Annotated in this window: 25 protein-coding genes, 1 pseudogene and 1 riboswitch; of the genes and pseudogenes, 7 read left to right on the top strand and 19 right to left on the bottom strand. The window is 69.6% G+C overall.

Annotated features, from left to right (window positions below):
• Positions 1–32: 32 nt before the first annotated feature.
• The 4 genes from AC6CH2_RS08695 to AC6CH2_RS08710 form a co-directional block, all read right to left on the bottom strand.
• The gene (locus AC6CH2_RS08695) at positions 33–776 is read right to left on the bottom strand and encodes a sensor histidine kinase (RefSeq protein ID WP_498268888.1); all 744 of its coding nucleotides are present in this window, start codon (positions 774–776) and stop codon (positions 33–35) included.
• Positions 773–4,108, bottom strand: coding sequence for a protein kinase domain-containing protein (locus AC6CH2_RS08700; RefSeq protein WP_498268889.1), 3,336 nt, complete (start codon positions 4,106–4,108; stop codon positions 773–775). The genes AC6CH2_RS08695 and AC6CH2_RS08700 overlap by 4 nt, the downstream gene beginning before the upstream one ends.
• Positions 4,105–4,989 carry a GAF domain-containing protein gene (locus tag AC6CH2_RS08705; RefSeq protein WP_498268890.1) on the bottom strand — a complete coding sequence of 295 codons (885 nt, stop codon included), beginning with the start codon at positions 4,987–4,989 and terminating at the stop codon, positions 4,105–4,107. Before AC6CH2_RS08705 ends, AC6CH2_RS08700 begins: the two co-directional genes overlap by 4 nt.
• A gap of 71 nt (positions 4,990–5,060) precedes the next feature.
• A complete protein-coding gene (locus tag AC6CH2_RS08710) occupies positions 5,061–5,900 on the bottom strand; it encodes a DUF6689 family protein (RefSeq protein WP_498268891.1) in 840 nt (279 codons plus the stop codon).
• A 299-nt stretch (positions 5,901–6,199) separates the two neighbouring features.
• Here AC6CH2_RS08710 and AC6CH2_RS08715 point away from each other — a divergent pair, with 299 nt between their 5' ends.
• The 3 genes from AC6CH2_RS08715 to AC6CH2_RS08725 all read left to right on the top strand — a co-directional run bounded on the left by AC6CH2_RS08715 (position 6,200) and on the right by AC6CH2_RS08725 (position 9,765).
• Positions 6,200–8,686 carry a S8 family serine peptidase gene (locus AC6CH2_RS08715; protein ID WP_498268892.1) on the top strand — a complete coding sequence of 829 codons (2,487 nt, stop codon included), beginning with the start codon at positions 6,200–6,202 and terminating at the stop codon, positions 8,684–8,686.
• A gap of 125 nt (positions 8,687–8,811) precedes the next feature.
• Positions 8,812–9,123 carry a hypothetical protein gene (locus tag AC6CH2_RS08720; protein WP_498268893.1) on the top strand — a complete coding sequence of 104 codons (312 nt, stop codon included), beginning with the start codon at positions 8,812–8,814 and terminating at the stop codon, positions 9,121–9,123.
• Between the two features lie 354 nt (positions 9,124–9,477).
• Complete coding sequence (locus AC6CH2_RS08725; protein ID WP_498268894.1) at positions 9,478–9,765, top strand: hypothetical protein; 288 nt, start codon at positions 9,478–9,480, stop codon at positions 9,763–9,765.
• A 12-nt stretch (positions 9,766–9,777) separates the two neighbouring features.
• Here the strand turns inward: AC6CH2_RS08725 and AC6CH2_RS08730 are convergent, their stop codons facing one another.
• The 5 genes and pseudogenes from AC6CH2_RS08730 to AC6CH2_RS08750 form a co-directional block, all read right to left on the bottom strand.
• A complete protein-coding gene (locus AC6CH2_RS08730) occupies positions 9,778–10,326 on the bottom strand; it encodes an SDR family oxidoreductase (RefSeq protein ID WP_498269106.1) in 549 nt (182 codons plus the stop codon).
• Positions 10,327–10,394: 68 nt separating this feature from the next.
• Positions 10,395–10,577: pseudogene (locus tag AC6CH2_RS08735) on the bottom strand (oxidoreductase); the annotation flags it as partial.
• A 137-nt stretch (positions 10,578–10,714) separates the two neighbouring features.
• A complete protein-coding gene (locus tag AC6CH2_RS08740) occupies positions 10,715–11,215 on the bottom strand; it encodes a hypothetical protein (RefSeq protein ID WP_498268895.1) in 501 nt (166 codons plus the stop codon).
• A 111-nt stretch (positions 11,216–11,326) separates the two neighbouring features.
• Positions 11,327–11,791 carry an SRPBCC family protein gene (locus AC6CH2_RS08745; RefSeq protein WP_498268896.1) on the bottom strand — a complete coding sequence of 155 codons (465 nt, stop codon included), beginning with the start codon at positions 11,789–11,791 and terminating at the stop codon, positions 11,327–11,329.
• Between the two features lie 61 nt (positions 11,792–11,852).
• Positions 11,853–12,521, bottom strand: coding sequence for a response regulator transcription factor (locus AC6CH2_RS08750; protein ID WP_031370625.1), 669 nt, complete (start codon positions 12,519–12,521; stop codon positions 11,853–11,855).
• 116 nt (positions 12,522–12,637) lie between these two features.
• Between AC6CH2_RS08750 and AC6CH2_RS08755 the strand changes: the two genes are divergently transcribed.
• The gene (locus tag AC6CH2_RS08755) at positions 12,638–13,018 is read left to right on the top strand and encodes an endonuclease domain-containing protein (RefSeq protein WP_498269107.1); all 381 of its coding nucleotides are present in this window, start codon (positions 12,638–12,640) and stop codon (positions 13,016–13,018) included.
• Positions 13,019–13,342: 324 nt separating this feature from the next.
• On the opposite strand, the gene acs is transcribed toward AC6CH2_RS08755, so the two are convergent.
• Positions 13,343–15,295: an acetate--CoA ligase gene (gene acs / locus AC6CH2_RS08760; protein ID WP_498268897.1), complete on the bottom strand. Its 1,953-nt coding sequence runs from the start codon at positions 15,293–15,295 to the stop codon at positions 13,343–13,345.
• 328 nt (positions 15,296–15,623) lie between these two features.
• Between acs and AC6CH2_RS08765 the strand changes: the two genes are divergently transcribed.
• The 3 genes from AC6CH2_RS08765 to AC6CH2_RS08775 all read left to right on the top strand — a co-directional run bounded on the left by AC6CH2_RS08765 (position 15,624) and on the right by AC6CH2_RS08775 (position 19,811).
• A complete protein-coding gene (locus AC6CH2_RS08765) occupies positions 15,624–17,036 on the top strand; it encodes a DcaP family trimeric outer membrane transporter (protein ID WP_498268898.1) in 1,413 nt (470 codons plus the stop codon).
• 190 nt (positions 17,037–17,226) lie between these two features.
• On the top strand, positions 17,227–18,891 hold the full coding sequence (locus AC6CH2_RS08770; protein WP_498268899.1) for an MFS transporter: 1,665 nt from the start codon (positions 17,227–17,229) through the stop codon (positions 18,889–18,891).
• Positions 18,892–19,238: 347 nt separating this feature from the next.
• The gene (locus AC6CH2_RS08775; protein WP_498268900.1) at positions 19,239–19,811 is read left to right on the top strand and encodes a uracil-DNA glycosylase family protein; all 573 of its coding nucleotides are present in this window, start codon (positions 19,239–19,241) and stop codon (positions 19,809–19,811) included.
• A gap of 18 nt (positions 19,812–19,829) precedes the next feature.
• On the opposite strand, the gene AC6CH2_RS08780 is transcribed toward AC6CH2_RS08775, so the two are convergent.
• The 9 genes from AC6CH2_RS08780 to AC6CH2_RS08820 all read right to left on the bottom strand — a co-directional run bounded on the left by AC6CH2_RS08780 (position 19,830) and on the right by AC6CH2_RS08820 (position 26,904).
• Entirely contained in the window at positions 19,830–20,435 is a 606-nt protein-coding gene (locus tag AC6CH2_RS08780; protein WP_435396534.1) for a trimeric intracellular cation channel family protein, read from the bottom strand.
• Between the two features lie 159 nt (positions 20,436–20,594).
• A riboswitch (glycine riboswitch) is annotated at positions 20,595–20,701 on the bottom strand.
• 730 nt (positions 20,702–21,431) lie between these two features.
• Positions 21,432–22,181: an ABC transporter ATP-binding protein gene (locus AC6CH2_RS08785; protein WP_498268901.1), complete on the bottom strand. Its 750-nt coding sequence runs from the start codon at positions 22,179–22,181 to the stop codon at positions 21,432–21,434.
• Complete coding sequence (locus tag AC6CH2_RS08790) at positions 22,178–23,176, bottom strand: hypothetical protein (RefSeq protein ID WP_498268902.1); 999 nt, start codon at positions 23,174–23,176, stop codon at positions 22,178–22,180. The genes AC6CH2_RS08785 and AC6CH2_RS08790 overlap by 4 nt, the downstream gene beginning before the upstream one ends.
• A gap of 160 nt (positions 23,177–23,336) precedes the next feature.
• Positions 23,337–24,155 (bottom strand): kanamycin nucleotidyltransferase C-terminal domain-containing protein, encoded by an 819-nt coding sequence (locus tag AC6CH2_RS08795; RefSeq protein ID WP_498268903.1) that lies wholly within the window; start codon positions 24,153–24,155, stop codon positions 23,337–23,339.
• Positions 24,156–24,315: 160 nt separating this feature from the next.
• Positions 24,316–24,654 (bottom strand): hypothetical protein, encoded by a 339-nt coding sequence (locus AC6CH2_RS08800; protein ID WP_498268904.1) that lies wholly within the window; start codon positions 24,652–24,654, stop codon positions 24,316–24,318.
• Positions 24,655–24,923: 269 nt separating this feature from the next.
• Positions 24,924–25,097, bottom strand: coding sequence for a hypothetical protein (locus AC6CH2_RS08805; protein WP_435397348.1), 174 nt, complete (start codon positions 25,095–25,097; stop codon positions 24,924–24,926).
• A 12-nt stretch (positions 25,098–25,109) separates the two neighbouring features.
• Entirely contained in the window at positions 25,110–25,280 is a 171-nt protein-coding gene (locus AC6CH2_RS08810; RefSeq protein ID WP_435397349.1) for a hypothetical protein, read from the bottom strand.
• Positions 25,281–25,331: 51 nt separating this feature from the next.
• The gene (locus tag AC6CH2_RS08815; RefSeq protein ID WP_498268905.1) at positions 25,332–25,481 is read right to left on the bottom strand and encodes a hypothetical protein; all 150 of its coding nucleotides are present in this window, start codon (positions 25,479–25,481) and stop codon (positions 25,332–25,334) included.
• Positions 25,482–25,698: 217 nt separating this feature from the next.
• The gene (locus tag AC6CH2_RS08820; RefSeq protein ID WP_498268906.1) at positions 25,699–26,904 is read right to left on the bottom strand and encodes a DesA family fatty acid desaturase; all 1,206 of its coding nucleotides are present in this window, start codon (positions 26,902–26,904) and stop codon (positions 25,699–25,701) included.
• Between the last annotated feature and the right edge of the window lie 80 nt (positions 26,905–26,984).

A 26,984-nucleotide genomic window follows, 5' to 3' on the forward strand; every position in this document is an offset into this window, starting at 1 on the left:
AAGGTGCGCGCCGGCTTCGCCGCCGTCAAGTCTCAAGTGTCGGCGACGGGCGGCAACGGCAGCACCGCGCGCAAACGCGTGCCTTCGCCCAGCACGGAGTGAATTTCGAGCCTGCCGTCGTACAGGCGCAAGCGTTCGCGCATGCCGCCCAGGCCACAGCCGCCGGATGCGGCGACCGCATCGGGGTCGTAACCGCAACCGTCGTCGACGACTTGCAGCTGCAGCAGGCCGCCGCGCGCGACGAGGCGCAAAAGCACACTGCGTGCCTGCGCGTGTTTGGCTGCATTGTGGAGCGCTTCCTGGGCGACGCGGAACAGCAGGGTCTGCAGGTCGCCCTCGAGCGCCGGCAGGTCTTCGATCTCGATCGCGATCTCCATGCCGCTGGCTTCGCTCTGGCTTCGCGCCAGCCAGCGCAGCGCCGGTTCCAGGCCGAGGTCGTCGAGGATCGGCGGACGCAGCAGGCGCGAAAGTTCGCGGGTGTCTTCGAGCGTGTCGGCGCATAGCGCGATCGCCGCTTGCAGGCGCGTGCGCTGCTCGTCGGACAAGCCCTCACCGAGTTGGACCAGGCGGTGCTTGAGCGCGGTCAGGTTCTGGCCGATGCCGTCGTGCAGTTCGCGCGCGAGGCGGCGGCGTTCGTCTTCCTGCACGCGCCACACCGAGCGGCCAAGCCGGCGGAACTCGCGTTCGTTGGCTTCCAGGCGCTGCAGCAGGCTGCGGTATTGATCGCGGATGCGATCCAGCGACAGGTCCGGCTCGGTGGGATCGGATCGGTTCATGAGGTTTCCTCGCCCGGCGTCGACTCGACGCGGTCGAAGCCGGCGCGCAGGGCCTGCGGCAATCCGTCGCGCAAGATTTTCAATGCGGCATCGGCCTTGTTGCGTGCGCTGCGTTCGCCGGCGATGTCTCCGACCGCGGCGTAGGCGCGCGCGCCGAGCCGGTGCAGCGCCAGGGCGCGATGGAAATCGCCGTCGCGCAGGCGCTGCACGGCCTCGCGGTAGTGCGCGACGGCGGCGGCGGGATCGCCGGCCGACAACGCGTTCCGCATCGCCAGCTCGAGCCAGGCCAGACGCAGGCCGGCGTGGCCGAGGCCGGCACTGGCGCGGTCGAGCCCACGCGCCAGCGCGCGGTCGGCGCTTTCGTTGCGGGCCTGCTCCAGCGCGATCTGCAATTGCAGCTGACGCACGCCCGAGGCTTCGGCGAGCTGGCGCGCCTGACGCAGGGCCGGCGCGGCCTGTGCCGCGCGGCCTTCGCGCATCGCCAACTGCGCCTGCAGCAGATGGGCGATCGCGCGCTGCTCGCTGGAAGCCTGGGCGAGCGGCTGGCGTTGTTCGTCCAGCAGGCGCCGCGCCTCGTCCCAGGCGTGCGCCTCGATCAGGGCCTGCACCCGCAACAGGTCGACGTCGACCTGGCCGCGTACGTCTTCGCGTTGCCGGAACAATTCGCCGGCCTGGCGCGCCTGGGCGATCGCCTCGCCGTAGTGGCCTTGCAGCAGTTCCAGCTCGGCGAGATTGCGCCGGCTCACTGCGGCCTCTTCCAGCATCTGCTGCTGCTCGGCCGCGCTCAGCGAATGCTGCAACAGTCGGCGCGCCTCGCCCCACTGGCCGCGCGCGGTCGCGAGCAGGCCGAGGTTCTGTTCGGTGCGGATGCGCCCGGTCTGCTCGCCCAGCGCGGCATAGGCTTCGGCGGCCTGTTGCCAGTACACCTGGGCGTCGTCGTAGGCGCCGAGCTGATAGTCGGCGAAGCCGATGTTGTTGAGCGCCTGCGCGGTGCCGTGCGGGTCCTCGACTTCGCGCCAGGCCTGCAGGGCGCGGCGGAAGGCCTCGAGCGCGCCGGGGTAATCGCCGCGCTCCTCGGCGAGCAGGCCGAGTTCGTTCTCGACCGCGGCCAAGCCGGCGCGATCGTCGAGTTCGACATGCAGCGCGCGCGCCTGCGCCAACGCGGCGGCGGCCTCGTCGAACTTGCCGGAGGTGGCGAGCACGTTGGCGAGGTTGCGCAGGCTGGTCGCGACGCCGCGGCGGTTGCCGAGCGCGCGCCGCAGATCCACCGCCTTGCGGTATTGCTCGGCGGCGTCGGCCGACTGGCCGAGACGGCCGTAGCCGACGCCGAGCGCGTTGACGGTTTCGGCCTCCCCGCCGAGGTTGCGGCTGCGCTTGAACAGCACCAGCGCGCGCACCAAATACTCGTCGACCGCACGTCGCGCCTGTCCCTGCAGGATCGAAAACTTGCCCAGCTCGAACCACACCCGCGGGTCGCCGCCGTCGCGCTCGGCGAGGCCCAACAAAGCCGCCACCGCGGCCTTGAAATCGCCGCCGGCACCGAGGCCGCGGGCGATATTGAGTTCGGCGTAACTGTCGTCCGGGGTCTTGGCCAGCCATTCGCGCCAGGCCGCGACCGCCTTGGGCGGGTCGCCTTGCAGCAGCGCGTGTTCGGCGTCGAGCCGGCGGCGCAGGCGTTCGCCGATGCCGGCCACGGCCTGACCGCGTTCGATCGCTTCGAAGGCGGCGTCCTGCTCGCCGATGGCGATGGCGGCTTCGCCCTGCGCGAGCCAGGCCATGGCGTAGTCGGGCGCGGCGGCGGCGGCGAGGCCGAACTGGTTCAACGCGTCGGCCAAGCGGCCTTCGCGACGCGCCAGCAGGCCGGCGCCGTAGGCATCGAGCGCCTTGCCGGTGTCGGGCAAGGCCAGCGCGATCGCCGCCGGCAAGGCCAACGCGCGCACGGTGTCCGGCTTCGCCGCCCAGGCCTGCAAGGCCGCGCCCGGCTCGGCGGCCAGCGGCCCGGCGAGGCTCTGCGCCGGCGCGTCGCCGACGCGCAACTCGGCGTCGACGCGCCAGCGGCCGTCGCGTTCGATCAGGCGCGGCTGCAGCACCCGCCGCGCCGCGGCGAGCCGGCGCAGCGCGGCGAGGTCGGGCACCGCGTCGCCGGTCGGGTCGAGTTGCCGCAGCGCCTGCACGGTGCGCTCTTCGTCGACCACGGCGACGCCGGGCGAAGCGGCGAGCGCATCGCGCAGGTGCGAGCCCAGGCCGAGCAAGCGCGGCGCCAGGGCGTCGTCGCCGCCGTAGCGGATCGGCAGGACCAGCAGCCGGTCGAGCGGCGCCGAGGCCGGTTGCACCGGCGCGCTGTCGCGCTGCCACCACCAGACGCCCGCGCCGGCGAGCGCGACCAGCACCGCAGCCGCGGCCAGCCAGCGCATGCGCGCGGCGCGGCCGCCTTCGCGATAGCCGTCGCGCGGCACTGCTTTCGCATCGAGTGCCGCGATCACTGCGGCCGCATCCTTGAAGCGGTGCGCCGGTTGCGGCCGCAGCAGCTTGTCGACCAGGCGCGCGATCCAGGCCGGCAGTTCGGTGCGCAGCGAGGTCACCGGCGGCGGCGTGCGCAGCATGCGCTGTGCCAGCACCTCGCTGACCGTGCCGCCGGCGAACGGCAGCTTGCCGGTCAGCATTTCGTAGAGGATCAGGCCGAGCGCATACAGATCGCTGCGCGCATCGAGCGCCTCGCCGCGCGCCTGTTCCGGCGACAGGTAGTCCGGCGTGCCGATCACCGCGCCGGACTGGGTCAGGCCGCTGCTCGCAAGCGAACGCGCCACGCCGAAGTCGCTGATGTAGGCATCGCCCTGCGCGTCCAGCAGCACGTTGGCCGGCTTGAGGTCGCGATGCACCACGCCCTTGGCGTGGGCGGCGCCGAGGCCTTCGGCGAGTTGGCGGGCGATGCGAAGGACGGTGTCGACGGCGAACGGCCCGTCGCGGTCGAGGCGGCGGTCGAGCGATTCGCCGTCGACGAAATCCATGCTGATCAGCCAGCGGCCTTCGTGCTGGGCCAGATCGTGGATCCGCACGACGTGGGGGCTCGACACCTGTCGCGCCAGCAACAGTTCCTGGCGAAAGCGCTCGAACGCGTCCGGGCGGTGCATCAATTCCGGGCGCAGCAATTTCAACGCGACCTGGATGTCCAGGGCGAGGTCGGTGGCGCGATAGACCACGCCCATGCCGCCGACCCCGAGCATCGATTCGATGCGGAAGCGCCCGGCCAATACGCTGCCGGGCGCCAGGTCGGCATGTCGGTAGAGACCGGTGGCGGTCGCGTCCTGGTCGGAACCGCCCGCGGCGCTCATCCGGCCTCCCCGAGGTGGGCGGCGACGATGCGCTCCCACTGCGGCGCGGCCGGCTGGGCCTCGAGCCATTCGCTGGTGCGGCGCACCGCGATCCACACCGCCGCGCCTTCGGCGAAGGCTTCGAGCAGTTCCAGGTCGAGGGTGGTGATGGCCGGCCCCGGGCGCACTCGGTCGGCGTAGAGCACGCCGAGGGTCTGGTCGCCGTCGAGCAGCGGCAGGCATACCAGCGCATTGATGCCGGCCGCGACCACCGAGGCGCGCGTGGCCAGCCAGGCGTCGCTGCCGACGTCGTTGGCGACCACCGCGCGGCGTTGCTGCAGGGCCCGCCGCACCGCGCCGACGCTGCCGGAAAATTCGCGGGCGCCGAGCCGGCCCGGGTCGAGCGCCAGGCTGCTGTGGACGCGGTAGCCGTCGCCGGCCTCGAACAGGACGAAACCGCGCTCGCATTGGGCCAGTTCGAGCACCGCGCGCAGGCTGCCGTCGAGCAGATCGTCGAGCCGGGTCAGGCCCTGCAGGCGCATCGTGTGCGCGGTGGCGGCGGCGCGCCGCAGCGACTGGCCGTGGTCGCCGGCGGCGATCTCGGCGGCGCTGAGCGGGGCGAACTCGCAATGGACGTCGCCGAAGCGCAGCCAGTACGGCTCGCTCATGACCAGTTCGTCGACCGCGAGGCCGTCGGCGAAGCTGCCGTTCTTGCTGCCGAGGTCGCGCAGGCGCCAGCCTTGTGCATCGCCGCACAGTTCGGCGTGGCGACGCGAAATCGACGGGTGCTGGATGACCAGGCCGCAATCGGGCGCACGGCCGATGCTCAGCGTATCGCCCGGTCGCAACGAGCGGACGACCGCGGCATGATCTGGCGGATAGGCGATCAGGCGCGCCTGCATCGGCCCATCTTAGCCTCGCCGATGCAGGAAAGGCAGGCGGCGCGGCGCGACCCGCCGATGCTGCAATGTGCTTACTGGCCGAAGTCGCGCAGGTAGGCGACGCTGAACTTCAAGGTCGCCGCCCCGGCGATCAATTCGCCGGCCTGGTTGTCGAGGTCGCGGGCGGCGCGCCACCGGTCGGCGATCGGGCTGCCGGCGCGGGCGACCGCGCGGGCGCGGAACGCATCGAGCGCGGTAATCGCATCGGCGTATTGCCCCGCGGCGACCGCGCTGGCGACGGTGTCGAGCCAGGCATCGAAGCTCGGCTGCTCGGCCGGCGGCAGCAGGTCGACGCGGCCCCGCAGCCAGGCGATCTTCTGCGCGATCACGCTGCCGGTGGGGCGCAGGTCGGGCAGCACCAGGAACTGCGAGAAGCCGCCGGTGGTGCCGCGCGCGCGCACGCTGCCCGGGGCGATTTCGTCGGAGATATCGCGGAAGCTGCCGCCGAGCGGCGCCTTAAACAAGCGATAGGAACTGCCCGCGCTGTAGCTCAGCGCGTGGGTATGCACTTCGACCCGCACGCTGCGATGGAAGCTGAGCCCGCCGAGGACCGGCGGCTCGATGGTGATCAGCACCGGGAAGGCCGGATCGAGCGGGGTCAGGCCGAGGCCCGGCAGGCGCGCGAGCAGGGCGCTGTCGCTGAGGCTGACCAGTTGCGCGCTGACCCCGAGGCTGGAGGCCTGCAGGCCGCTGGCATCGTCGAAGCTCAGGGTCAGATCGGCGAGCGGCAGGGCGGGGTCGCCGACCACGATCGTGGCGGTGGTGCCGGAGGCGTCGACGGAGACCGGCAGCGATTGCGCCGAGACGGCGGCGCTGGATACGGACAGAGCGGCGACGGCCAGCAGCCTCCACGCGAACGCGAACTTCCCCATCGCTCACTCCGGCGTACGGCCATGCGAAACGGCAGGCTAAACCGAAATGTGATGTGTGTCTCTAGGGGATTCCACTCAGCGCCGGGCGCGGTGCCGGGCGACCGGCCGAGCAGTCCCCCGCTGCCGGGCTGACTGGGGGTTTTCCGCGTTCCCCACATAAAGACGCTCCCCGAAACCCATACCGGGGCCTGAGGGTTTCTCCCCAGCCGATTGGGGGGAAGTCCCGATGGATCGCCGCCGGCGGCTGCGAATACTCGGTAGACGCCTCACGTCCTGGGCGTTTCCGGAGCCATTCGACCATGTCATCGCGAATTCCCCGCAAGACCTTCCGCATCTGCGCCATCGCCGCCGGCGTACTCGCCAGCGGCGTCGCCCTGGCCGACGCCCATCTCGACCCGCAGTTGCTCAAGCGCATGGCCGCCGTCGCCGGCACCGAGCCGCTGCAGGTGGTGGTCAGCTACAAGCAGTCGAGCCCGGTGACTCCGGCCCAGGTCGCGGCGTTGCGCGCGCTCGGCATCGACCGGGGCGTGACCATGCGGACCCTGCCGATCGCCGGCGCGCTGGCGACGCCGGCGGAGATCCGCGCCCTGGCCCAGCGCGACGACGTGGCCTCGATCTACTGGAACGCGCCGCTGCGGTATTTCAACAAGGAAGCACGCGAGATCACCGGCGCCGCCCGTACCGTAAACAACCCGGGCGACTACGTGCGCGCAGTGCCGTTCAGCGGCGCCGGCATCACCGTGGTGGTCAACGACTCCGGCATCGACGCCACCCACGACGACCTGAAGTTCCGCGAGCACGTGGTCGAGAACACCTTCGGCACCACCAACCTCAACTCGCTCGACTCGATGCTGCCGATCTCCTACACCGAAGGCGTGATCAACACCGATCTCGGCTCCGGCCACGGCACCCATTGCGCCGGCACCATCGGCGGCAACGGCGCCCGCTCCAACGGCCTGTACCGCGGCGTGGCGCCGGGCGCGGCCCTGGTCGGTTACGGCTCCGGCGCGGTGCTGTTGATCCTCGACGCGGTCGGCGGCCTCGACTACGCCGCGACCAAGCAGTTCAGCTTCGAGCATCCGATCCGCGTGACCAGCAACTCCTGGGGCAGCAGCGGCGCTTTCGATCCGCTCAACCCGGTCAACGTGTCGACCTACGAGTTGTACAAGCGCGGCATCGTCAGCGTGTTCGCCGCCGGCAACGACGGCCCCGGCGAAGACACCCACAACCCCTATGCGCAGGCGCCGTGGGTGATCTCGGTCGGCGCCGGCGAAAAGGACGGCGTGCTGACCGGTTTCTCCTCGCGCGGCAAGCGCGGCGAAAGCGGCCGCTTCAGCATGCCCGACGGCCGCCAGTGGACCTACGTCAACCAGCCGACCCTCGTCGCCCCGGGTGTCGACATCGTGTCCACCCGCGCGCTCACCGGCGCCCTGCCGGCGACCGAAGCGCAGCACGACGCCGAGACCCTGGCGCCGGCCTACCTCGCCCACTACACCCACATGAGCGGCACCTCGATGGCGACGCCGCACGTCGCCGGCATCGTCGCGCTGATGCTGGAAGCCAACCCGAACCTGACCCCGGCGCAGATCAAGGACATCCTCGAACGCACCTCGACCAACATGACCGGGCGCCTGGCCTGGGAAGCCGGCGCCGGCCACGTCAACGCCTACACCGCGGTGGCCGAGGCGGCCGCGCTGCGTTACGGCTTCGGCGCCACGGTCAACCCGCTGCGCGCGTTCAACGCCAATGCGATCCTGTCCGGCGGCGTACCGAACCTGCCGTTCTCGGTCGACTTCGCGCCGGTCGGCGCGGTCGAGGAGCAAAGCTTCACCGTCGGCAGCGACATCGCCTGGGTCGCGGCGCGCGCCACCATCGGCGAGAACACCCTGGCGGTGGTGCTGACCGACCCGGACGGGATCAAGTACGGCTCCTCGATCGCCCTGCCGGTGCTCGGCGACACCGTCACCACCGGCGCGCCCGGCAAGCCCGGCGTGTGGAAGGTCAGCGTGCGCGGCGTCGGTTCGGTGTCGGGCACCAACCTCGACCCGGCCAAGGTCACCAACGGTTACGGTCTGCCCGGCACGGTCGAGGGCGAGATCAGCTTCCTCAAGAGCGGCGGCTACACCGGCATGGCCGACGTCGCCACGCATCCGGCGCGCTCGGCGATCGAGTTCGCCGTGGCCCACCGACTGGTCGACGGTTACTCGGACCAGCAATTCCGCCCCGATGCCACGCTCAAGCGCAGCGAACTGGCGCAGTACCTGTTGATGGGCCAGAGCGTGCGCCAGCACCTGCCGTTCAACGGCCGCTCCAGCTTCAGCGACCTCGCGCCGGGCGATGCGCGTTATGCCTACGCCGAGTCCGCGGTCGCCAACGGCGGCGCGCTGCGCGACCTGAGCCAGTCGCAGGACGGCGTGATGGGCACGCTCAACGGCGCGTTCCGGCCGAACGACAGCGTCAGCCGGGTCAGCCTGGCCTATTCGCTGGTACAGAGCCTGGCCCTGCAAGGCGAAGCGCGCGCGTTCAACGGCCAGCTGACCGCGTTCTACGACGGCAAGCGCATCCCGGTGGACGATGCGGCGTCGATCCCGGCCAGCCTGCGCGGTTACGTGCAGCTCGCCCTCGACCGCGGGCTGATCAACGCGCGCTTCGCCGTCGTCCAGGGCCCGTTCGATCTGCAGCCGACCCTGCACGCCTACTTCGACCCCGGCAAGACGGTGACCCGCGCGGCCTTCGCCGTCGCTGCCGGCCGCTATCTCGTCGCCTATCAAAGCGCGGAGGACTGAGCGGCAGGCAAACAGGCTGGTTCGACCAGCGGCCCGGGAAACCGGGCCGCTGTTTTTCGGCCCGCGCATCGGCATCGCGACGCGCACGGATCGCAGCGATCGCGGTTGCGCCTACAATCGGCGGAATGGAACATCAACTCATCATCAAGTTCTGGCGCAAGTCGCTGGCCGACGAAGCCTTCCTGGCGACGATCGAGGCCGATCTGAAGGCGGCGCTGGGCGACACGGTCGAGCTGGAGGGGTACGACGTCAGCGCGAAAGAGATCAATCTGTTCATGCTGACCGCCGACCCTCGCCATTCGTTCCGCCGCGCGAAAGACGTGCTGGAACGCCTGGGCCTGTTGCAGGGCATGTCGGCCGCGCATCGCCTGGTCGGCGGCGCGCGCTTCACCTCGCTGTGGCCGCTGCGCGCGATGCGCAAGTTCACCCTGCCCTAGCGGCCGTCGCGACGGCGAACTCGTGCGTGCTCTCGATGCGCACGCCTCGCGATACGCGCCTTCGTTCGCGCCGAGCCGTCATGGCCGGCGCAGGAGCCGTTTAGCCGTGTCTCTTCCACGATCGCCGAAGCGCTGCGTCCGGCTGTGATCGCGATCCGGGTTTTCGCGCCCGCGTCCCCGCCGTCGCGGTTGATCCTGCATCGCGCTTGCGGTTCGCGCAGCTTCGCCGCCGCGGCGATTTGTCCTGAGGCATGAGCCCGGCTACGATGCCGCGGGATCGCCGGTCTTGGGGAAGGCCGGCCCGAACGCCGGCTTCGCCCCGCAGTCCCTCTTTCCGGGTAACGCATCGACAGCATGGCGACGCGCTTCATCATCGAAGACACCGATCACGCCGAACCGCTGAGCCAGCACGGCTCGCTGGCCGAGGCGTGGGTGGAGTTGCGGCGGCTGTCGGGCATTCCCTGGGATCAGGCACCGAACATCGCGCCGTGCGCGGATTGGCGCACTTGCGGCCGGTCCTACGAGATCATCGAGTTCGACACCTCGCTCGACCCATGGCGCGAGGTACAGCGCGTGTCCGGCTTCGGCATCCGCGCGCTCGGCGTGGTGTGGGCGCCGGACGCGCAACGCGACGAGCCCTGAGTCGCTCGCGCCTCAATCCACCAGGAAACCGCCGGTGAGATTGAGGATGCCGCCGGTCGTCGCCGCCGCGCGATCGGAAGCGGCATACACCTCGCTGCCGGCGATCTCGGCCAACGTCGGCAGGCGCTTGAGCAAGGTGCTCTCGGCCGCCCCCCGCGGCATCGCCTCGACCGAGATGCCGGCCTGGTCGGCGAGCGGCTGGAACACCTCGCGGCTGTGCGAGCCGGCCTCCAGCGCTTCGGGGATCGCATGCGAACGCAGGCAGACCGTGCGGATGCCGCGTCCGCCGAATCCCCCGGCGAGATGGCGCGAGATCGCTTCGACGCCGGCGCAGGCGACGCAATGGCCGAGATAACCGCGCCCGGTCATGCGCGCGGCCGGGGTGACCAGGCTCAGGATGACGCCGCCGCACTCGCCCATGTGACGCGCCGCCGCCCGCGCGGTGAGGTAGTTCGAGCGGAGGTACGAATGCACCGGATACTCGAAATCGGCCAGCGGCAATTCGGCGCACGGTACGCCCTGCAGGTGCACGAAGGCCACCGCGTTGAACACGATGTCGATGGCGCCGGCTTCGCCGCGACCGCCTCGGCATGGCGCTCGACCGCATCCGCATCGAGCGCATCGACCAGCGCGCTTTCGGCGACGCCGCCGGCGCCGACGATGTCGGCGACCGCCGCATCGAGGCGCGTCCGGCTGCGGCCGGCGAGAAACAGGCCCGCGCCCTGGTGCGCGAACGCGCGCGCCACCGCACCGCCGATGGCGCCGCCACCGCCGTGGATCACCGCGACCTTGCCTTCTAGCTCCCGCTTCATTGCGCCTGCGTTCGGACCGCATGCTGTGGCGTGACGCCTGCGCGGCCGACTGCGACTGCTCGGCGATGTTTGAGGCGGCCAGCTAACACCCGCGCAACGCGGTTGACAAGTTTGTGCGCGGCTCGCGGTTTCGCCGATCAGGCTTCTTCCCAGCCGATCCGCGCCTCGCGCTCGCCGAGGATCAGGCGGTATTCGAACGAGAACCCCGCGCCGGGGTCGAGTGCGCCGATCTGCTCGGCGCTGCCGTCGTCCAAGGTCCGCGTCTCATACACGCCGGCGCGCAGCGCGGCCTGCAGGCGCCGTGCCGCGCCGGGCTGCCAGTACTTCGATATCGCGGCGAGCAGGCGCTCGATCGCGACTTCCCGCGAAGGGGCGGCAAAGCCCGGCGCATAGATCAGGCTCACCGTGGTGCCGTAATGCACGCAGCCGCCGCTGGCGACGATGACCGTTTCGCCGTTGCTCAGCATCCATACGGCGTTGCCGCTCGCGTCGAGCCGGCCGCCGTGGCGCGCGGCGACCTGCTGCATGCGCTTGGCCAGATAGGCCTGGTCGAAATCGCAATCGCTGTCCCGCGCGGCGGCCGGCGAGGCGAACGCCAGAATGGCCGCGAACGATAACCACCGGGTACGATGCTGCATGCGGGTGTCCTCCGGGCGGGCGGTGCGAGCACGACGACTATGCCGACCAGGACGCAGTCCGATCAACGACCGATCGCGGCGGCCCGCTGTGCGCCGACGAACGGCGAACCCTTAGGCTTCCCCGGTTTCGCAGTAGCGCTTGAGCACGGCCAAGCTGACTTCCCAATAGAAGTTCAGATGACCGTAGATCGCGTAGTGACCGAGATTGCTCAGCCTCAGCTCGAGTCGGGTGCCGCCGCCGTCCGGATGCAGCAGCAGTCCAATCCCGACGTGGTTCTCGGGCAGGTCGGCGAGCGTTCGCCGCGACAGCGAACTCCAATGGGTGTATTCGAGTGCGCGCTCGCGTTCGAATACGCGCACGACACCGCGGTTTTCGAAGCGCAACCGCCCGTGCAGCAGGCCGCGGAGCAGGATCGGGCCGCCGGCGCTCCAGTCGGTGACGACTTCGAGCGGTTCTTCCGACATCCATGCCGCCATGCGCGCGGGATCGGTCAGCGCCTGCCAGACCGTCGCGGGAGCGGCCTGGATCTGGATCGTCTTGGTGACCGGATCGGGGAAGTTCGGGCCTGGGTCCATCGGCGGCCGTTTCAGATCGGTGGGGGCAGCGCGCGCGACGCGGGTTGCGTGGCCGACTCGCTTACTCTACTTCTTCCGGCGGCGGCACGATCGCGCTGGGGTCGAGCGCAAGGCGTCCGGCGATCAGCACCGCCTGGGTGCGGTTGTTGGCGCCGAGCTTGCGCAGGATCGCGGTGACGTGGGCCTTGACCGTCGCTTCGGAGACGCCGAGTTCGTAGCCGATCTGTTTGTTGAGCAGCCCGGCGCCGAGCATCTGCAGGACCCGGAACTGCTGCGGGGTGAGGTCGCGCAGGCGCTGCGCGGCTTCGTGCTCGTCGGCGTTCGCGGCCGGCGCGGCGAAGGCCGCCGCCGGCGCCCAGCGGTCGCCGTCGAGCACCGTGGTCAGCGCCGCGCCGAGCGTCGCCGCGTCGGCGGACTTGGGGATGAAGCCGACCGCGCCGTGATCGAGCGCGCGGCGCATCGTCGCCGGCTCCTCGCGCGCCGACACCACCACGATCGGCAGCTGCGGATGCAGCGCGCGCAGATGCACCAGCGCGCTGAAGCCTTGCGCGCCGGGCATGTTGAGATCCAGCAGCAGCAGGTCGGCATCGGATTCGGCCTCGACCAGCGCATACAGCGCGTCGACGCTGTCGGCCTCGCGCAGGGCCGCATCCGGCAGCACCCGCGCCACCGCGCCGCGCAAGGCCTCGCGGAACAGCGGGTGGTCGTCGGCGATCAGCAGGGTCGGCATGGGGCGGGCCTGGTCGGGGGAAGGGCGCTGCGGACGACGTACATGGCAGGAATCTTACGTCGTACAGGGGGTTCGTCCGCTATTGGACGATGGGTGAAGGCGGGTGAAATGTGGGTATGCATTCGTATGAACCCGGTCTCAAAACGCCCGCGCGCCGCCTGCGAGGCGACGCCAGCGCCGCCGAACAGCGGTTGTGGTGGCTGTTGCGGCGCAAGCAGATACTCGGCGTGCAGTTCTACCGGCAGAAGCCGTTGCTGCGTTATGTGGTCGACTTCTATGCGCCGGCGGCGGCGCTGATCGTCGAAGTCGATGGCGCGCAGCACATGACCGAGTCTGGCCTGGCGGCGGATGCAAGAAGGACGGTCGCGTTGGAGATGCTCGGGCTGAAGGTGATCCGCTTCGACAACCTGCAGGTGCTCAGGGAAACGGCTGCGGTGATGGAGGAGATACATCGGGTGGTGCTGGAGCGTCTGAGACTAAGCCGCGTTGAAAGCTGACAGCCGAAGCAAATCCCCCCGCCCCCCCTTTTTCAAAGGGGGGAACAGCAACAGCACGGGTATACCAATGCCAGCTTGAGCCGACGCTTGAAGTGGAGCTTGAAGTGGAGCTTGAACTGTCCAAGCAAGGCCATTCGTAGCCTCGCTCACGAATCACCCAGCCCATGAATAACCTTCCTACCGAATCCCCCCTTTGAAAAAGGGGGCTGGGGGGATTTGCTGTTGCTGTTGCTGTTGCTGTTGCTGTTGCTGTTGTTACTACAACCGCCCCACCGCAACCAGCACGACCGCGATAACAGCCGTGCCAGCCAGGCAGTGACGCTCTTATCGTCCCAGTCGCTCGCTCACCAGGCTCTCGACCACCGAGGGGTCGGCCAGGGTGCTGGTGTCGCCGAGCTGGTCCGGGGCGTTCTCGGCGATCTTGCGCAGGATGCGGCGCATGATCTTGCCCGAACGGGTCTTCGGCAGGCCGGGCGCCCATTGCAGATGATCGGGCGTGGCGATCGGGCCGATTTCCTTGCGTACCCAGGCCACCAGTTCCTTGCGCAGTTCGTCGTTCTGCGCTTCGCCGGCGATCAGGGTCACGTAGGCGTAGATGCCCTGGCCCTTGAGGTCGTGCGGGAAGCCGACCACGGCCGCTTCGGCGACCTTGGGATGCGAAACCAGGGCGCTCTCGACTTCGGCGGTGCCGATGCGGTGGCCGCTGACGTTGATGACGTCGTCGACGCGGCCGGTGATCCAGTAATAGCCGTCGGCATCGCGGCGGCAACCGTCGCCGGTGAAGTAGTTGCCCGGATAGGTCTTGAAATAAGTCTCGATGAAGCGCGGGTGGTCGCCGTAGACCGTGCGCATCTGGCCCGGCCACGAGTCCTTCAGCACCAGGTTGCCCTCGGCTTCGCCTTCGAGTTCGCCGCCGTTGGCGTCGACCAGGGCCGGCTGCACGCCGAAGAAGGGCTTGCTCGCCGAACCGGGCTTGAGGTCGATCGCACCGGCCAGCGGAGTGATCAGGATGCCGCCGGTCTCAGTCTGCCACCAGGTGTCGACGATCGGGCAGCGCGAGTCGCCGACCACTTCGTAATACCAACGCCAGGCTTCGGGGTTGATCGGCTCGCCGACCGTGCCGAGCAAGCGCAGCGAGGCGCGCGAGGTCTTCTTGACCGGTTCGTCGCCGTCGCGCATCAGCGCGCGGATCGCGGTCGGCGCGGTGTAGAACACGCTCACCTGGTGTTTGTCGATCACGTTCCAGAAACGCGACACGTCCGGGTAGTTCGGCACGCCCTCGAACACCAGCGCGGTGGCGCCGTTGGCGAGCGGGCCGTAGACGATGTAGCTGTGGCCGGTGACCCAGCCGACGTCGGCGGTGCACCAGTAGATGTCGTCCTCGCGCAAATCGAACACCGCTTCGTGGGTGAAGCTGGCATAGACCAGGTAGCCGCCGGTGGTGTGCAGCACGCCCTTGGGCTTGCCGGTGCTGCCGGAGGTGTAAAGGATGAACAACGGATCTTCCGCGTTCATGCGTTCGGGCTCGCAGGTCTCCGGCTGGCCTTCGACCACGGCGTCGTACCAGCGGTCGCGCGGCATCTGCATGTCGACCGCTGCGCCGGTGTGGCGCACCACCAGCACGGTTTCGACCGAGTTGGTGCCGGGCAGCTTCAGGGCCGCATCGACGTTGGCCTTGAGCGGAATCTTCTTGCCGCCGCGCAGACCTTCGTCGGCGGTGATCACCAGCTTGCTGGCGCAGTCGGCGACGCGGTCGGCGATCGAGTTCGGGGCGAAGCCGCCGAACACCACCGAGTGGATCGCGCCGACCCGCGCGCAGGCGAGCATCGCCACCACCGCCTCGGGAATCATCGGCAGGTAGATGGTGATGCGGTCGCCCTTCCTGACGCCGAGGTTGCGCAGCGCATTGGCCAGGCGGCACACGCGCACATGCAGCTCGCGATACGTGATGTGCTCAGCCGGCAGGTTCGGATCGTCGTGCTCGAACAGCAGCGCGGTCTTGTCGCCGCGCTCGGCCAGGTGGCGGTCGAGGCAGTTGACGCTCGCGTTGAGCTCGCCGTCTTCGTACCAATGGATGCGGAAGTCGGCCAGGTCGTAGCTGACGTTCTTGATCTTGGTCGGCGCCTTGAACCAGTCCAGGCGCTTGGCCACGCCGCCCCAGAACGCGTCGGGGTCGGCGACCGATTCGGCGTAGAGACGCTCGTAGTCTTCGCGCCGGTAGCGCGACTTCGCAGCGAAGTCCGCGTCGGTCGGATAGACGGTGACGGGGTGGGTCATGAGTGGGGGCTCCGTGGGCTGGCAGTGTCGAGGCGCGGGCTTCGTTATAGCCGACCCGGCGCGCGACGCCTATGCCGCGATCGTTCCCGGTCGGTCCGGATCCGCGTCGCGGCGAGCGGGGCTTGCGCGCGGGCGCGCGAGGTCGCCCAGTGTGCCGCATCCGTCGCGACCGCCGCGGCCGCGGCGGTTTAGACCTTGGTCGTAACTCGGTCGCAAATGGGGAACTGAATCGCGGCGTTACGACCAATGGCGAATGGTGAAGCCGTCGCGGCGGCGCGCAGGCTGGCCGCAGCCGCACGTACCGCGCGGCGTTCCTCGGGAGGGAATCATGACGTTCACTAGTGTGTTCACGCGCACGGCACCGCAGCGCGCGGCAATGCGACGGCGGCCCCTGGCCACGGCCTTGCTGGTCGCCCTGGCGCTGCCCGGACTGGCCTTCGCGCAGACGGCGAAGGAAAAAGAACTCGAAACCCGCGTCGCCGAACTCGAGCGCATGGTCCAGCAACTGGTCTCGCAACAGCAGCAGGTGCAGACCCAGGTCACCGAGGTCAAGGCCGCGCAGGCCGCCGCGCCGACCGCGACCGCGGCGACGGCTGCCAAGCCGGGCATCCAGAGCACGCCGATCTCGACCGCCGGCAACCCCGGCACCCGTTTCAGCTACGGCGGCTTCATCAAGCTCGACGCCTCGGTCACTCAGACCAACGACGGCGACATCGCCGACGGCTCGGTAGGACGCCTGTTCTACGTGCCCAAGGCGATCCCGGTCGGCGGCGCGGCCACCCGCGAAGGCGGCAGCGACACCGACATGGGCGCGAACTTCTCGCGCTTCTGGTTCGCCGCCGATACCGACCTGGAGAGCGGCGACAAGCTCAAGGGCTATCTGGAATTCGACCTGTTCGGCGGCGGCACCACCGCCTTCACCGGCAACGAGGTCGCCACCAACACTTATGCGCTGACCCTGCGCCAGGCCTACGTGACCTGGAACAAGTGGATGGCCGGCCAGGCCTGGTCGAACTTCCAGGACACCGCGGCGCTGCCGGACACGGTCGACTTCCTCGGCCCCACCGAGGGCACGGTGTTCGTGCGCCAGGCGCAGTTGCGCTACACCAGCGGGCCGTGGTCGTTCTCGATCGAAAACCCGGAAACCGTGTACACGCCGTTCCGCGGCAACATGGCCCAGGTCGCCGGCGACGACGGCGCGGTGCCGGACGTGACCGCGCGCTACACCGCCAAGGGCGACTGGGGCCACTTCAGCGTCGGCGCGCTGGCGCGCCAGCTCAAGTACCAGTCCGGCCGCGCCAACGACAGCAACTCCGGCTACGGCCTGAGCCTGTCGGGCAAGTGGAACCTCGGCGCCAAGGACGACCTGCGCTACATGGTCACCGCCGGCAGCGGCATCGGCCGTTACGTCGGCCTGGCGCTCAACAACGACGCGGTGCTCGACGCCAGCGGCGACCTGGAGAACATCGACCTGGTCTCGGGCTTCGTCGGCTGGCGCCACGTGTTCACCCCGAAGCTGCGCGGCAATCTGTTCTATTCGCGCGCGCAGTACGACAACGAGACCGCATTGACCGGCCTGGGCATCACCAAGTCGGCGCAATCGGCCCACATCAACCTGATCTATACCCCGATCCCGAAACTCGACGTGGGTGCCGAGTACATCTGGGGCCAGCGCGAGATCGAAAGCGGCGACCGCGGCGAGATCAACCGCCTGCAGACCCACGTCAAGTACAGCTTCTGACCGCACGGCGCGGCGTTCGCGTCGCGCCATCGTCGTGCCCGCGAGAGCGGGATCCGGGGCTCCCGTGCGCAAGCGCCGAAGGTCCCTGGAACCCCGCCGTCGCGGAGATCGCGAAGCAAGGATTCATCGCAACATCCAATCGCCCCGGCGGGCCCCGGCCCGCTCCTCTCCACTGTTCGGGGGAACAGACATGTCCAGCATCACCGCAAACCCGGCGACGCCCAGTGCGCCGCTGACCAAGGGCCACAAGAAGGTCATCTTCGCGTCCAGCCTCGGCACCGTGTTCGAGTGGTACGACTTCTACCTCTACGGTTCGCTCGCCGTGATCATCGGCAAGCAGTTCTTCGGCGGCCTGAACGAGACCAGTCAGTTCATCTTCGCCCTGCTCGCCTTCGCCGCCGGCTTCGCGGTGCGGCCGTTCGGCGCGCTGGTGTTCGGCCGCCTCGGCGACATGATCGGGCGCAAGTACACCTTCCTCGTCACCATCGTGATCATGGGCCTGGCGACCTTCCTGGTCGGCGTGCTGCCCAGCTACGCCACCATGGGCATCGCCGCGCCGATCATCCTGATCACCCTGCGCCTGTTGCAGGGCCTGGCGCTCGGCGGCGAGTACGGCGGCGCGGCGACCTATGTCGCCGAGCACGCGCCCAACGGCAAGCGCGGCTTGTACACCAGCTTCATCCAGACCACCGCGACGCTCGGACTGTTCATGTCGCTGCTGGTGATCTGGGCCTGCCGCAACTACCTCGGCAAGGAAGACTTCGAGTCCTGGGGCTGGCGCATTCCGTTCTGGGTGTCGGTGCTGCTGCTCGGCGTGTCGGTGTGGATCCGCCTGCAACTGGCCGAATCGCCGCTGTTCCAGCAGATGAAAGCCGAGGGCAAGACCTCCAAGGCACCGATCACCGAGAGCTTCTTCTCCAAGAACGGCAAGATCGCCCTGCTGGCCCTGCTCGGCGCCACCGCCGGCCAGGCCGTGGTGTGGTACGGCGGTCAGTTCTACTCGCTGTTCTTCCTGACCAAGACCCTCGGCATGGACCCGAACCAGGCCGACATCTTCATCGCCATCGCCCTGGCCCTGGCCACCGGCGGCTTCATCCTGTTCGGCTGGCTGTCGGACAAGATCGGCCGCAAGAAGATCGTACTGGCCGGCTGCCTGATCGCGGTGTTCACCTACTTCCCGGTGTTCAAGGCGCTGACCCATAACGTCAACCCGGCGCTGGAAGCCGCGGTCGCCGCCTCGCCGGTCACCGTCACCGCCGATCCGGACCGCTGCGCGTTCCAGTTCGACCCGGTCGGCAAGGCGACCTTCAAGCAGTCCTGCGACATCATCAAGTCGGCGCTGGCCAAGAAGGGCATTCCCTACGTCAACGCAGTCGGCCCGGCCGGCAGCGTGGCCACGGTCAGCATCGGCGGCACCAGCCTGAGCAGCTTCGAGGGCGAGTCGCTCGACAGCGCCACGTTCAAGACCCAGTCGGACGCCTTCGGCAAGCAATTGACCGACGCGCTGCAGACCGCGGGCTATCCGGCCAAGGCCGACCCGGCGCAGATCAACAAGCCGATGGTGATCGCGCTGCTGACCTTCCTGGTGCTGCTGGTCACGATGGTCTACGGCCCGATCGCCGCCTGGCTGGTCGAACTGTTCCCGACGCGCATCCGCTACACCTCGATGTCCTTGCCCTACCACATCGGCAACGGCTGGTTCGGCGGCTTCCTGCCGTTCACCGCCTTCGCCATCGTCGCCGCCACCGGCGACATCTACAGCGGCCTGTGGTATCCGATCATCGTCGCCTCGATGACGGTGGTGATCGGCGCGCTGTTCCTGCCGGAAACCAAGGATCGCGATATCACGGCGTGAGTGAGTTGCGTCGATGTTTCGAGCGAACGCCGGCCTTGGGGCCGGCGTTTTGCTTTTGCGTTGGGTTCGGGGCTTGGGGCCCGAAGAGCCGGGACTCGGGACTCGGGACTCGGGACTCGGAGAGCATGGATTCGAATCGCGTGAGGTGCATCGGCCTCGTCCTGTCTTATCAACCGGTTGCCGCAATACTCGTCACTGCAATCCATCTAAAGGCCTGAATCGTTCAAGCAGATGCTGCATGCCACGCTCGGCGCTTTTGCTTTAGCCTTCCGAATACCGAATACCGAGTCCCGAGTCCCGAGTCCCGAGTCCCGAGTCCCGAGTCCCGAGTCCCGAGTCCCGAGCCCATGCTGATTCAAGCGATCCGCGCCTGCACCCTATGCGCTGCGCACCTGCCGCACGGGCCTCGGCCGGTGGTGCAGGCGGACCCGCGGGCGAGGTTGTTGATCGCCGGGCAAGCGCCGGGACGCAAGGTGCATGCTTCCGGGATTCCGTTCGACGATGCGAGCGGCGAGCGCTTGCGCGACTGGCTCGGGCTGGACCGCGCCACGTTCTACGACGAAACGCGGGTGGCGATCGTGCCGATGGGGTTTTGCTATCCGGGCACCGGCGCCTCGGGCGACCTGCCGCCGCGGCCGGAATGCGCGGCGACCTGGCACCGCCGACTGTTGCCGCAGCTGCGCGCTGTACGCCTGACCCTGGCGGTCGGCCGCTACGCGCAGCTGTGGCATCTGCCCAAGGCCGGCGCGACCCTGACCGAGGCGGTCGAGGCTTGGCGCGCGCAGTGGCCGCAGGCGGTGGCCTTGCCGCACCCGAGCCCGCGCAACCAGGCCTGGCTCAAGCGCCATCCCTGGTTCGCGGCCGAACTGTTGCCGGCGCTGCGCCGACGCGTCGCCGAGGTGCTCGGCGAGACCTCGTGATCGCACCGCCGGCGGCGCTCAGGGGTGGACGAACTTCGGCATCTCCCATTCGTAGCGGATCGCCAACAAACGCAAGGCGAAGCCGCCGCCAAGACACAGCAGCACGCTGAGGTTCTCGGCGACGCCGAAGCGCAGCATCGCCAGATAGGCCACGCCGGTCAGCAGCGAGATCACCGCGTACAGCTCGCGCTGGAACACCAGCGGGATCTCGTTGCACAGCACGTCGCGCAGCACGCCGCCGAAGGCCCCGGTCAACATGCCGGCGATGACGACGATGGCCGGCGCGTGCCCGCCTTCGCGCGCGACCGAGCAGCCGATCAGGGTGAAGGCGATCAGGCCGAGCGCATCGAGCCAGAGGAAGGCGCGACGCAAGCGGTGCAGTTTCTTGGCCAGGAAAGTCGCCGCGATCGCCGCGCCGATGGTGTAGCCGAGGTACTCGGGATGACGCACCCAGCCGAGCGGATAGTGGCCGAGCACGATGTCGCGCAGCGAACCGCCGCCAAGCGCGGTGACGCTGGCGATGATGACCACGCCGAACAAGTCCATGCGCCGCTTGCCGGCGGCGAGCGCGCCGGTCATGGCTTCTGCGCTGATGGCGATGAGATAGATCAGTTGCAGCAACACGGCGGTTCTCCGTCGGAGGGGCACGAATGAACCGCGGCCGGGCACGAAGACGCGAACGCGCCGCTGCGGCGAGCACGCAGCGGCCGGGCGGCACGGCATGCGCGCGCGGCCATGGGCCGCACCCGTCTGCCTGTCTCCGTGGCCCGAAGGCCGCGGTGCCGCTCCCGCTGTCCTTTTACCTGAGAGTTTGGGCGGCGCGCTGTCGCGACAGCGGCCGCTTGCCCCTTCGGTGGGCCGCGTCGCGGCCTCTCTCCAGATCGGCGTGTTCGTTGCAGTGTTCCGGCCGCGAGGGCCGAGCCTGAGCGATTATGGGAGCCTGCGCCTTCGGCGGGCAGCGGCCATCGGCCGGCGCCACTCTTCTGCAACGGTGGGCATGGTAGCAGCCCATCGCCGCTCCGATGAGCCGCTCGGTCATGCCCGTCCGGGCTCGTGGGCTCTTGAGCTCTTGGGCTCCTGGGTAGGAGCGGCGCGAGCCGCGACCGCGCAGTGACGTCTACGACGTTACTGGCGGAAGGCGATGATGTTGAGACCGGCCGATAAGCGTTGAGCTGCGTGGCCAAATCAAATCCCCCCCTCTCGAAGGAAGAATCGTCTTGTCGGTTCGTTCGGTTTGGATCGCTGCGCGATCGTTTGCAGTACCGCAGTCGCGACTCGCGCCGCTCCTACCCCGGCCCCGGTCGCGACGCAGCCGCTCTTGGGTAGGAGCGGCGCAAGCCGCGACCGCGCCATGGCGTCTACGACGCTCCTGGCGGAAGGCGATGATGATGAAACCGGCCGATAAGCGTTGAGCTGCGTGGCCAAATCAACTCCCCTTTCCCCCTCTCGAAGGAAGAATCGTCGTGCCGGTTCGGTCGGCGTGGGTCGCTGCGCGATCGTTTGCAGTGTCGCGGTCGCGGCTCGCGCCGCCCCTACCCCGGCCCCGGTCGCGACGCAGCCGCTTTTGGGTGCGACGATGTCACCGGCCATAGGAGGACGACGACGCGCCGCCACCGCCAACTAATCCGCAACCGCAGGCCGTTCCGCCGCCAGGGCCTCCACCATCGACTGCTCCAGCGATCGCCGCGGGTCGGCACGGATCGCGTCGAGTTCGCCGGCCTGCCAGTCGCGGCGCAGGCGGCCGTCCATCAGCAGCAGCGCGCGACTGATGAAGCGTTCGGCGACGTCGAGCGAATGAGTCGCCAGCAACACCGCGGTGCCATGCTCGTGGGCGAGCTGCTGCAGATGGCGCTTGAGTGCGTAGGCGCTGAGCGGGTCGAGTCCGTTGAGCGGTTCGTCGAGCACCAGCAGCGGCGGTTCGCCGAGCAGGCCCAGCGCGATCGCCAGTTTCTGGCGGGTGCCGAGCGAGTACTGGCCGATGCGGCGATCCAGCATCGGCGCCAATGCCAGGGTCTCGGCCAGCGCCAGGGTCGGCGCGGGTATCTCGCCGAGCTCGCGGGTGCCGGCGAACAGGCGCAGGCATTCGCGCCCGGTCAGCAACGGCGGCAGCCGCGCCGGGTCGACCGCGAAGCCGAGCCGGCGCCGCGCCTGCAGCGGTTCGCGAGCGAGGTCGTGACCGCCGATCAGCACCCGTCCGGCGCTCGCCCGCTGCAGGCCGGCCAGGCAGTGCAGCAAGGTGGTCTTGCCGGAACCGTTCGGCCCGATCAGGGCGGCGAATTCGCCGGCGTGCAGGCGCAGGTCGATGCCGTGCAGCACGGCGTGCTCGTCGTAGCGGTGCTGCAGGCCTTCGAGTTCGAGCAGGACGGTCATCGCGACAGATACCGATGTAAGACGGGACGCAGCGCGAGCCAGGCCGGCGCCGAAAGAACCAGCAGGATCGAGAACAACACCGGCGCGGCGCGCCAGCTCAGGCCCAACAGCGCGGCGCCGCCGCCTGCGAACGCCACCGCGCAGACGAAGGCGAAGGCCGGATAGCGCCAGGCCGCCCACGCCAGCCGGCGCGGCGCGCGCGGGGTGCTCGCCAGCAGGGCATCGGCCTCGAGGGTCGCCGCGACGCAGGCCTGCAGGATCAGGCTGAACCAGGCCAGCGCGATGGCGATCAGCAGCACGCCGAGGCCGCTGCCGAGGCCGGTGGAACTCGGCAGGCCGAACAGCACCGCGCCGATCATCCAGGCGTGGCCGCCACGCCGCCAACGCAGCACGCCTTCGCGCCGCTGCCAGTCGCTGAGGTGCGGCAGCCGCGCATCGTCGAGCCAGGCCAGGCCGAACAGCGGCTGGCGCGCACCTTCGCGCAGGCGGTGATGAGGATGACGGCGATGGCGCAGCGCCGCGAACAATCCGAGCACGGCGCCGAACGCGAGCCCGCCGTCGACGATCCAGTACGCGGCGCGCAGACTGGCGGGCTCGCCGCCGCAGGCGGCCAACACCGCGGCGGCGAACGCCATCGCCGCCAAGGTCGCCAGGCCGGCCAACAGGACCAGGCTGCGCGTCGCCCGCGCCGGCTCGATCGGCGCCGCCGCCCACCAGCCCAGGCGCAGGTAATCGTCGAGGGCGATCGACCTTCCGCGAGCGACCGCGTAGGCGAGGGCGATCGCGAGCAGGCCGAACGGCAGCGGCAAACGCTCGATCAAGCGCGGCAGAGCCTCGGCCAGCGCCGCGGCATCGCCGCCCCAGCCGCGCAGCGACACCGGTACGGCGATCGCGGCGGCCGCTGTCGCGAGCAGGGCCCGGCCGCGCCGCCAGGCGCCGCCGCGCGCGGCGACGAGACGCGCTTCGGCGAACCAGGGGTGCAGCAGTCGGCCCATGGCACGAGGCCCTCGTCGGTCGATCGCGAACCCGGAGTCGGATGGTCGACGGCACTGCGCAGGATCCGGGCGGCGATGCGCGCGTCGCGCCGATGCGGACGCGCCCAATCCGCCCGCGGCGGTCCCGTCGACGATGCGGACTGTACCGGATCGGCCGCGTTCAGCGCTCCGAGGCAGCGCAGCGCGCTTCCAGCGCCTCGTTCAACGAGGCCGCATGCGCCCATTCCTCCAGGCCGGCCCAGACCCGTTCCATCGCCAGGGTCAACACCACTTCGTCGCGCAGGTCGCCCTGTGCGACGAGACCGAACAACTGCGCCGCGCCGTCCGGCCCGGGCAGGTCGGCGGCCTCGTCGAACATGGTCCCGCTCGATGCGAACACGTGCCGCTCGGCCAGGCCGATCAGGCAGGCCAGGTGCTGGGCGAACTCGCACGCGATCAGCGCCATCGGCTTGCGCGCGTAGCGATTGCGCAACTTGCCGACCAGCTCGTACAACTCGCCGACGACGATCTCGGCCAGGGCCGCGTCGACCGCGGCATCGTTCGGGTGCGCGGCGAGCGAGCGCAAGGTTTCGACCAGGGCGCCATGATCGGGCGCGATCCACAGCGCGCGCGCATGGACGAACTGGCCGTGGCTGAGCGCCCAGCCTTCGTCGACTTCGCGCGCATAGGCCTCGATGGCGGTGCGCGACATCAGGTTGAGCTCGGCCTTGCCGCGACCGTGCACCCACTCCAGGGTGTCGTCGTAATCGGCGCCGAGCGCATCGTCGTCGAGCACCGCCCACAGTTCGAGATCCGAGTACGGACCGTCGCCTTCGCGCGCGGTGGAGCCGTACAGGGCGACCGCGAGCAGGCGCTCGCCGTGGACCTGGCGCAAGCGTTCGACGATCAGTTCGGCCAGTTCGCGGCGTTGTTCGGAGGTGACCGACTGGGGGCCGGCGAACAAGGTATCGAGTTCGCCGCGGGGCAATGCGTAATTCATCGCGACTAGGTATCACGCGCGGCGCGGGCGCGGCAATTGCGCGATCCGGGCATTGCGACGGACTGCGGAGAACGGGACTGCGGAAAATCGGCCGGAGCGCATCGCATCGGCCTGCACGCCTCCACCGAATCGGCGATCCGCATGGGCGCGGGATGGGGGGTCACTGCGGCGGCGAGGCGAGTTCGCGCGCGTCGAGCCAGCCATCGCGGTTGCGGTCCTGTTTGCCGAAACGCTCGGCCAGGGTGAGCCGATGCTGCTCGCGCGACAAGGCGGCGCGCGCGCCGCGGCCGCTCGCGGGCTGCTCCTGCGCATCGAGCAGACCGTCGCGGTTGGCGTCCATCGCGTCGAAGGCGTAGCTGAGCCAGTCCTGGTATTCCAGCAGCGAGATCCTGCCGTCCTGGTCGCCGTCCATGCGCGAGAGATAGTCGCCGGTCGAGGCGACCGGCTGGGCCGCGCTCAGCAGCGGAAAACACAAGGCGATCGCGAACCATCGGCGCATGCGCGGGAACCGGATGACGCCGGGAGCGGCGGCTTTGCCGCGCAGCCTGACGCGCGCGGCAGCGCCAGGCAAGTCCGGGCACGGAGCGGCGACCAACGCGCAGGGCGGCGAACGCCGACGTTGCCGACCGGCTGCCCCGGATCGGTCTGAATTGGGAGCGGCGGTATCCGGAAAGTTCCGGATCGGGCGCCGGCGCCGCGCGAAGGCGACGCCGGCCACCCGGTGCGCGCGGCGCGAAGCCGCTCACGCACGCCTATCGGCGGCTGAGATCAGGAATCGTCCATGCAGCAGGCGAAGCGAGTGCCGCCGAACTGGCAACCGGCCTTGGGCGCGCAGCCCTCGGCGTAGCGGTTGTCGGCCTGGGCCGCGCCGAACCCGACCGACGCGGCGAACAGCGCCGCGATCGCCAGGTATCTCGTGCGGGTGCCACGCAGGGTCTTCATGCGCCCGATTCCTCAGGGAAGCAGGCAGCAGCCGATGCGCTGGCCGCCGTACTTGCAGCCGACTTTCGGCGGGCAGCCTTCGCGGTAGGGGCTGTCGGCCTGGGCCACGCCGAAGCCGATGCCGGCAGCGAACAACGAGGCCAGCATGAGCAGCTTGATGCGCTTGCTACGGAATACCTTCATCTGTTCTGTCTCCTGTGCTTGAAGCGCGGCCCCATCCCTGGCGCGACGCGTTCACGGATGGCGGGTTCGTCCTTGGAACGACATCGCTCGCGCGCCGCGCAAGACGGCACGGGCGGGCAGGTTGAAGGGAATCGGAAACGGCGCACGGTCGGCGGCGATGATTGCGGCTGCGGTGATTCGGGCAGCGATGTCCCTGCGCATGCGGCATCTCCTTATGCAGCGCGGGACGCGGTCCGGCGCGGCGACTCCATTGCCCAGCACGCTACACCCTCGCCGGCCGGCAAATGCTGATCGGCGTCGCGGTCTTGAGGCGGGCGCCGCGCGGGCCGTCGGTCGAGCCGTCGCACGCCGGCATGAAAAAACCCGCGCATCGCTGCGCGGGTTCTGCTGTAACGACAGGCCGGCGAACCGGCTTCGGTCAGTGGCGCGCCGGCGCCAGGGCGTAGCCCTTCATGCGCGCGGAGAACGCCTGCAGCTGCTGGATGCCGCTGGCCTCGGCGTCGACGCACCAGGCGTGCAGACGGTTCAAGGTCGCTTGCGCATCGTGCGAGCGGTCGTCGAGCACCTGCGCCAGGCGCTGGCGGAATTCGGCCAGGGTCGCCATGCGCGGACGCTCGTCGATCCAGCTCTGCAGGCGCGCGCGCGCGCCGTCGTCGAGCCAGCGGCCGCCATCGGCCAGGCCCTTGCGCAGGCGGCGCGGCAGGGTGCGCATGCGGTCGCCGGCCTGCGCGGCTTCTTCGCGCAGGCTCGGCAAGGTCACGCTGCGGTAGTAGTCGGTCATCGCCTGGAAGCGGATCGCGAGCAAGGCGCGCAGGGTTTCGGTGTCGGGCATGGCGATGTTGGGGCGCACGTCCAGAGCCGGGGCGACCCGCAGCACCTTGGCCAGGCGCAACGCCTGCAGGCCGCGGATCACCGTCCAGCCGATATCGAACTCCCACTTGCGCAGGGCGAACTTGGCCGAGCTCGGGAACGCGTGGTGATTGTTGTGCAGCTCTTCGCCGCCGATCCAGAAACCCCACGGGGTCAGGTTGGTCGCGGTGTCGGTGGTCTCGAAGTTGCGATAGCCCCACCAGTGGCCGAGGCCGTTGACCACGCCGGCGGCCCAGAACGGAATCCACACCATCTGCAGCGCCCAGATCGCCACGCCGGCGAAGCCGAACAGGGCGAAGCTGAGGAACAGCAGCAGCACCGGACCCATGGTCGCGTGCGGGGTGTAGAGCTTGCGTTCGATCCAGTCGTCCGGGCAGCCCTTGCCGTACTTCTCGATGTCCTCGCGCTCGGCGCGCGCTTCGCGGTACAGCTCGACGCCGCGCCACATCACCGTGTCGATGCCCTTGAACTGCGGGCTGTGCGGGTCTTCCTCGGTCTCGCACTTGGCGTGATGCTTGCGATGAATCGCCGCCCACTCCTTGGTGATCATCGAGGTGGTCAGCCAGGTCCAGAAACGGAACACATGCGCCAACGCGGGATGGAAATCGACCGAGCGGTGCGCCATCGAACGGTGCAGATACAGCGTCACCGACATGATGGTGAGCTGGGTGACCGCGAGGAAGTACGCGGCGAGCTCCCAGAAGCCGGCCTGGACCAGGCCGCCGGCGAGGAAATCGATCAGGGAAGCGGGCATTTCGAAACTCCGACAGACCACGGGGGCCGGCCCGAAGCGGCCGGTCCTGGGCAGATGATGCCACCAGGCGCGGACCCTTC

The sequence above is a fragment of the Lysobacter sp. GQ73 genome (assembly GCF_059758755.1).

Coding starts and splice junctions, on each gene's coding strand:
- AC6CH2_RS08810 (WP_435397349.1), bottom strand. CDS start 25,280: ATGAAGGTATTCCGTAGCAAGCGCATCAAGCTGCTCATGCTGGCCTCG.
- AC6CH2_RS08715 (WP_498268892.1), top strand. CDS start 6,200: ATGTCATCGCGAATTCCCCGCAAGACCTTCCGCATCTGCGCCATCGCC.
- AC6CH2_RS08785 (WP_498268901.1), bottom strand. CDS start 22,181: ATGACCGTCCTGCTCGAACTCGAAGGCCTGCAGCACCGCTACGACGAG.
- AC6CH2_RS08805 (WP_435397348.1), bottom strand. CDS start 25,097: ATGAAGACCCTGCGTGGCACCCGCACGAGATACCTGGCGATCGCGGCG.
- AC6CH2_RS08765 (WP_498268898.1), top strand. CDS start 15,624: ATGACGTTCACTAGTGTGTTCACGCGCACGGCACCGCAGCGCGCGGCA.
- AC6CH2_RS08745 (WP_498268896.1), bottom strand. CDS start 11,791: ATGGACCCAGGCCCGAACTTCCCCGATCCGGTCACCAAGACGATCCAG.
- acs (WP_498268897.1), bottom strand. CDS start 15,295: ATGACCCACCCCGTCACCGTCTATCCGACCGACGCGGACTTCGCTGCG.
- AC6CH2_RS08815 (WP_498268905.1), bottom strand. CDS start 25,481: ATGCGCAGGGACATCGCTGCCCGAATCACCGCAGCCGCAATCATCGCC.
- AC6CH2_RS08705 (WP_498268890.1), bottom strand. CDS start 4,989: ATGCAGGCGCGCCTGATCGCCTATCCGCCAGATCATGCCGCGGTCGTC.
- AC6CH2_RS08750 (WP_031370625.1), bottom strand. CDS start 12,521: ATGCCGACCCTGCTGATCGCCGACGACCACCCGCTGTTCCGCGAGGCC.
- AC6CH2_RS08790 (WP_498268902.1), bottom strand. CDS start 23,176: ATGGGCCGACTGCTGCACCCCTGGTTCGCCGAAGCGCGTCTCGTCGCC.
- AC6CH2_RS08775 (WP_498268900.1), top strand. CDS start 19,239: ATGCTGATTCAAGCGATCCGCGCCTGCACCCTATGCGCTGCGCACCTG.
- AC6CH2_RS08725 (WP_498268894.1), top strand. CDS start 9,478: ATGGCGACGCGCTTCATCATCGAAGACACCGATCACGCCGAACCGCTG.
- AC6CH2_RS08700 (WP_498268889.1), bottom strand. CDS start 4,108: ATGAGCGCCGCGGGCGGTTCCGACCAGGACGCGACCGCCACCGGTCTC.
- AC6CH2_RS08800 (WP_498268904.1), bottom strand. CDS start 24,654: ATGCGCCGATGGTTCGCGATCGCCTTGTGTTTTCCGCTGCTGAGCGCG.
- AC6CH2_RS08710 (WP_498268891.1), bottom strand. CDS start 5,900: ATGGGGAAGTTCGCGTTCGCGTGGAGGCTGCTGGCCGTCGCCGCTCTG.
- AC6CH2_RS08770 (WP_498268899.1), top strand. CDS start 17,227: ATGTCCAGCATCACCGCAAACCCGGCGACGCCCAGTGCGCCGCTGACC.
- AC6CH2_RS08740 (WP_498268895.1), bottom strand. CDS start 11,215: ATGCAGCATCGTACCCGGTGGTTATCGTTCGCGGCCATTCTGGCGTTC.
- AC6CH2_RS08795 (WP_498268903.1), bottom strand. CDS start 24,155: ATGAATTACGCATTGCCCCGCGGCGAACTCGATACCTTGTTCGCCGGC.
- AC6CH2_RS08820 (WP_498268906.1), bottom strand. CDS start 26,904: ATGCCCGCTTCCCTGATCGATTTCCTCGCCGGCGGCCTGGTCCAGGCC.
- AC6CH2_RS08695 (WP_498268888.1), bottom strand. CDS start 776: ATGAACCGATCCGATCCCACCGAGCCGGACCTGTCGCTGGATCGCATC.
- AC6CH2_RS08720 (WP_498268893.1), top strand. CDS start 8,812: ATGGAACATCAACTCATCATCAAGTTCTGGCGCAAGTCGCTGGCCGAC.
- AC6CH2_RS08755 (WP_498269107.1), top strand. CDS start 12,638: ATGCATTCGTATGAACCCGGTCTCAAAACGCCCGCGCGCCGCCTGCGA.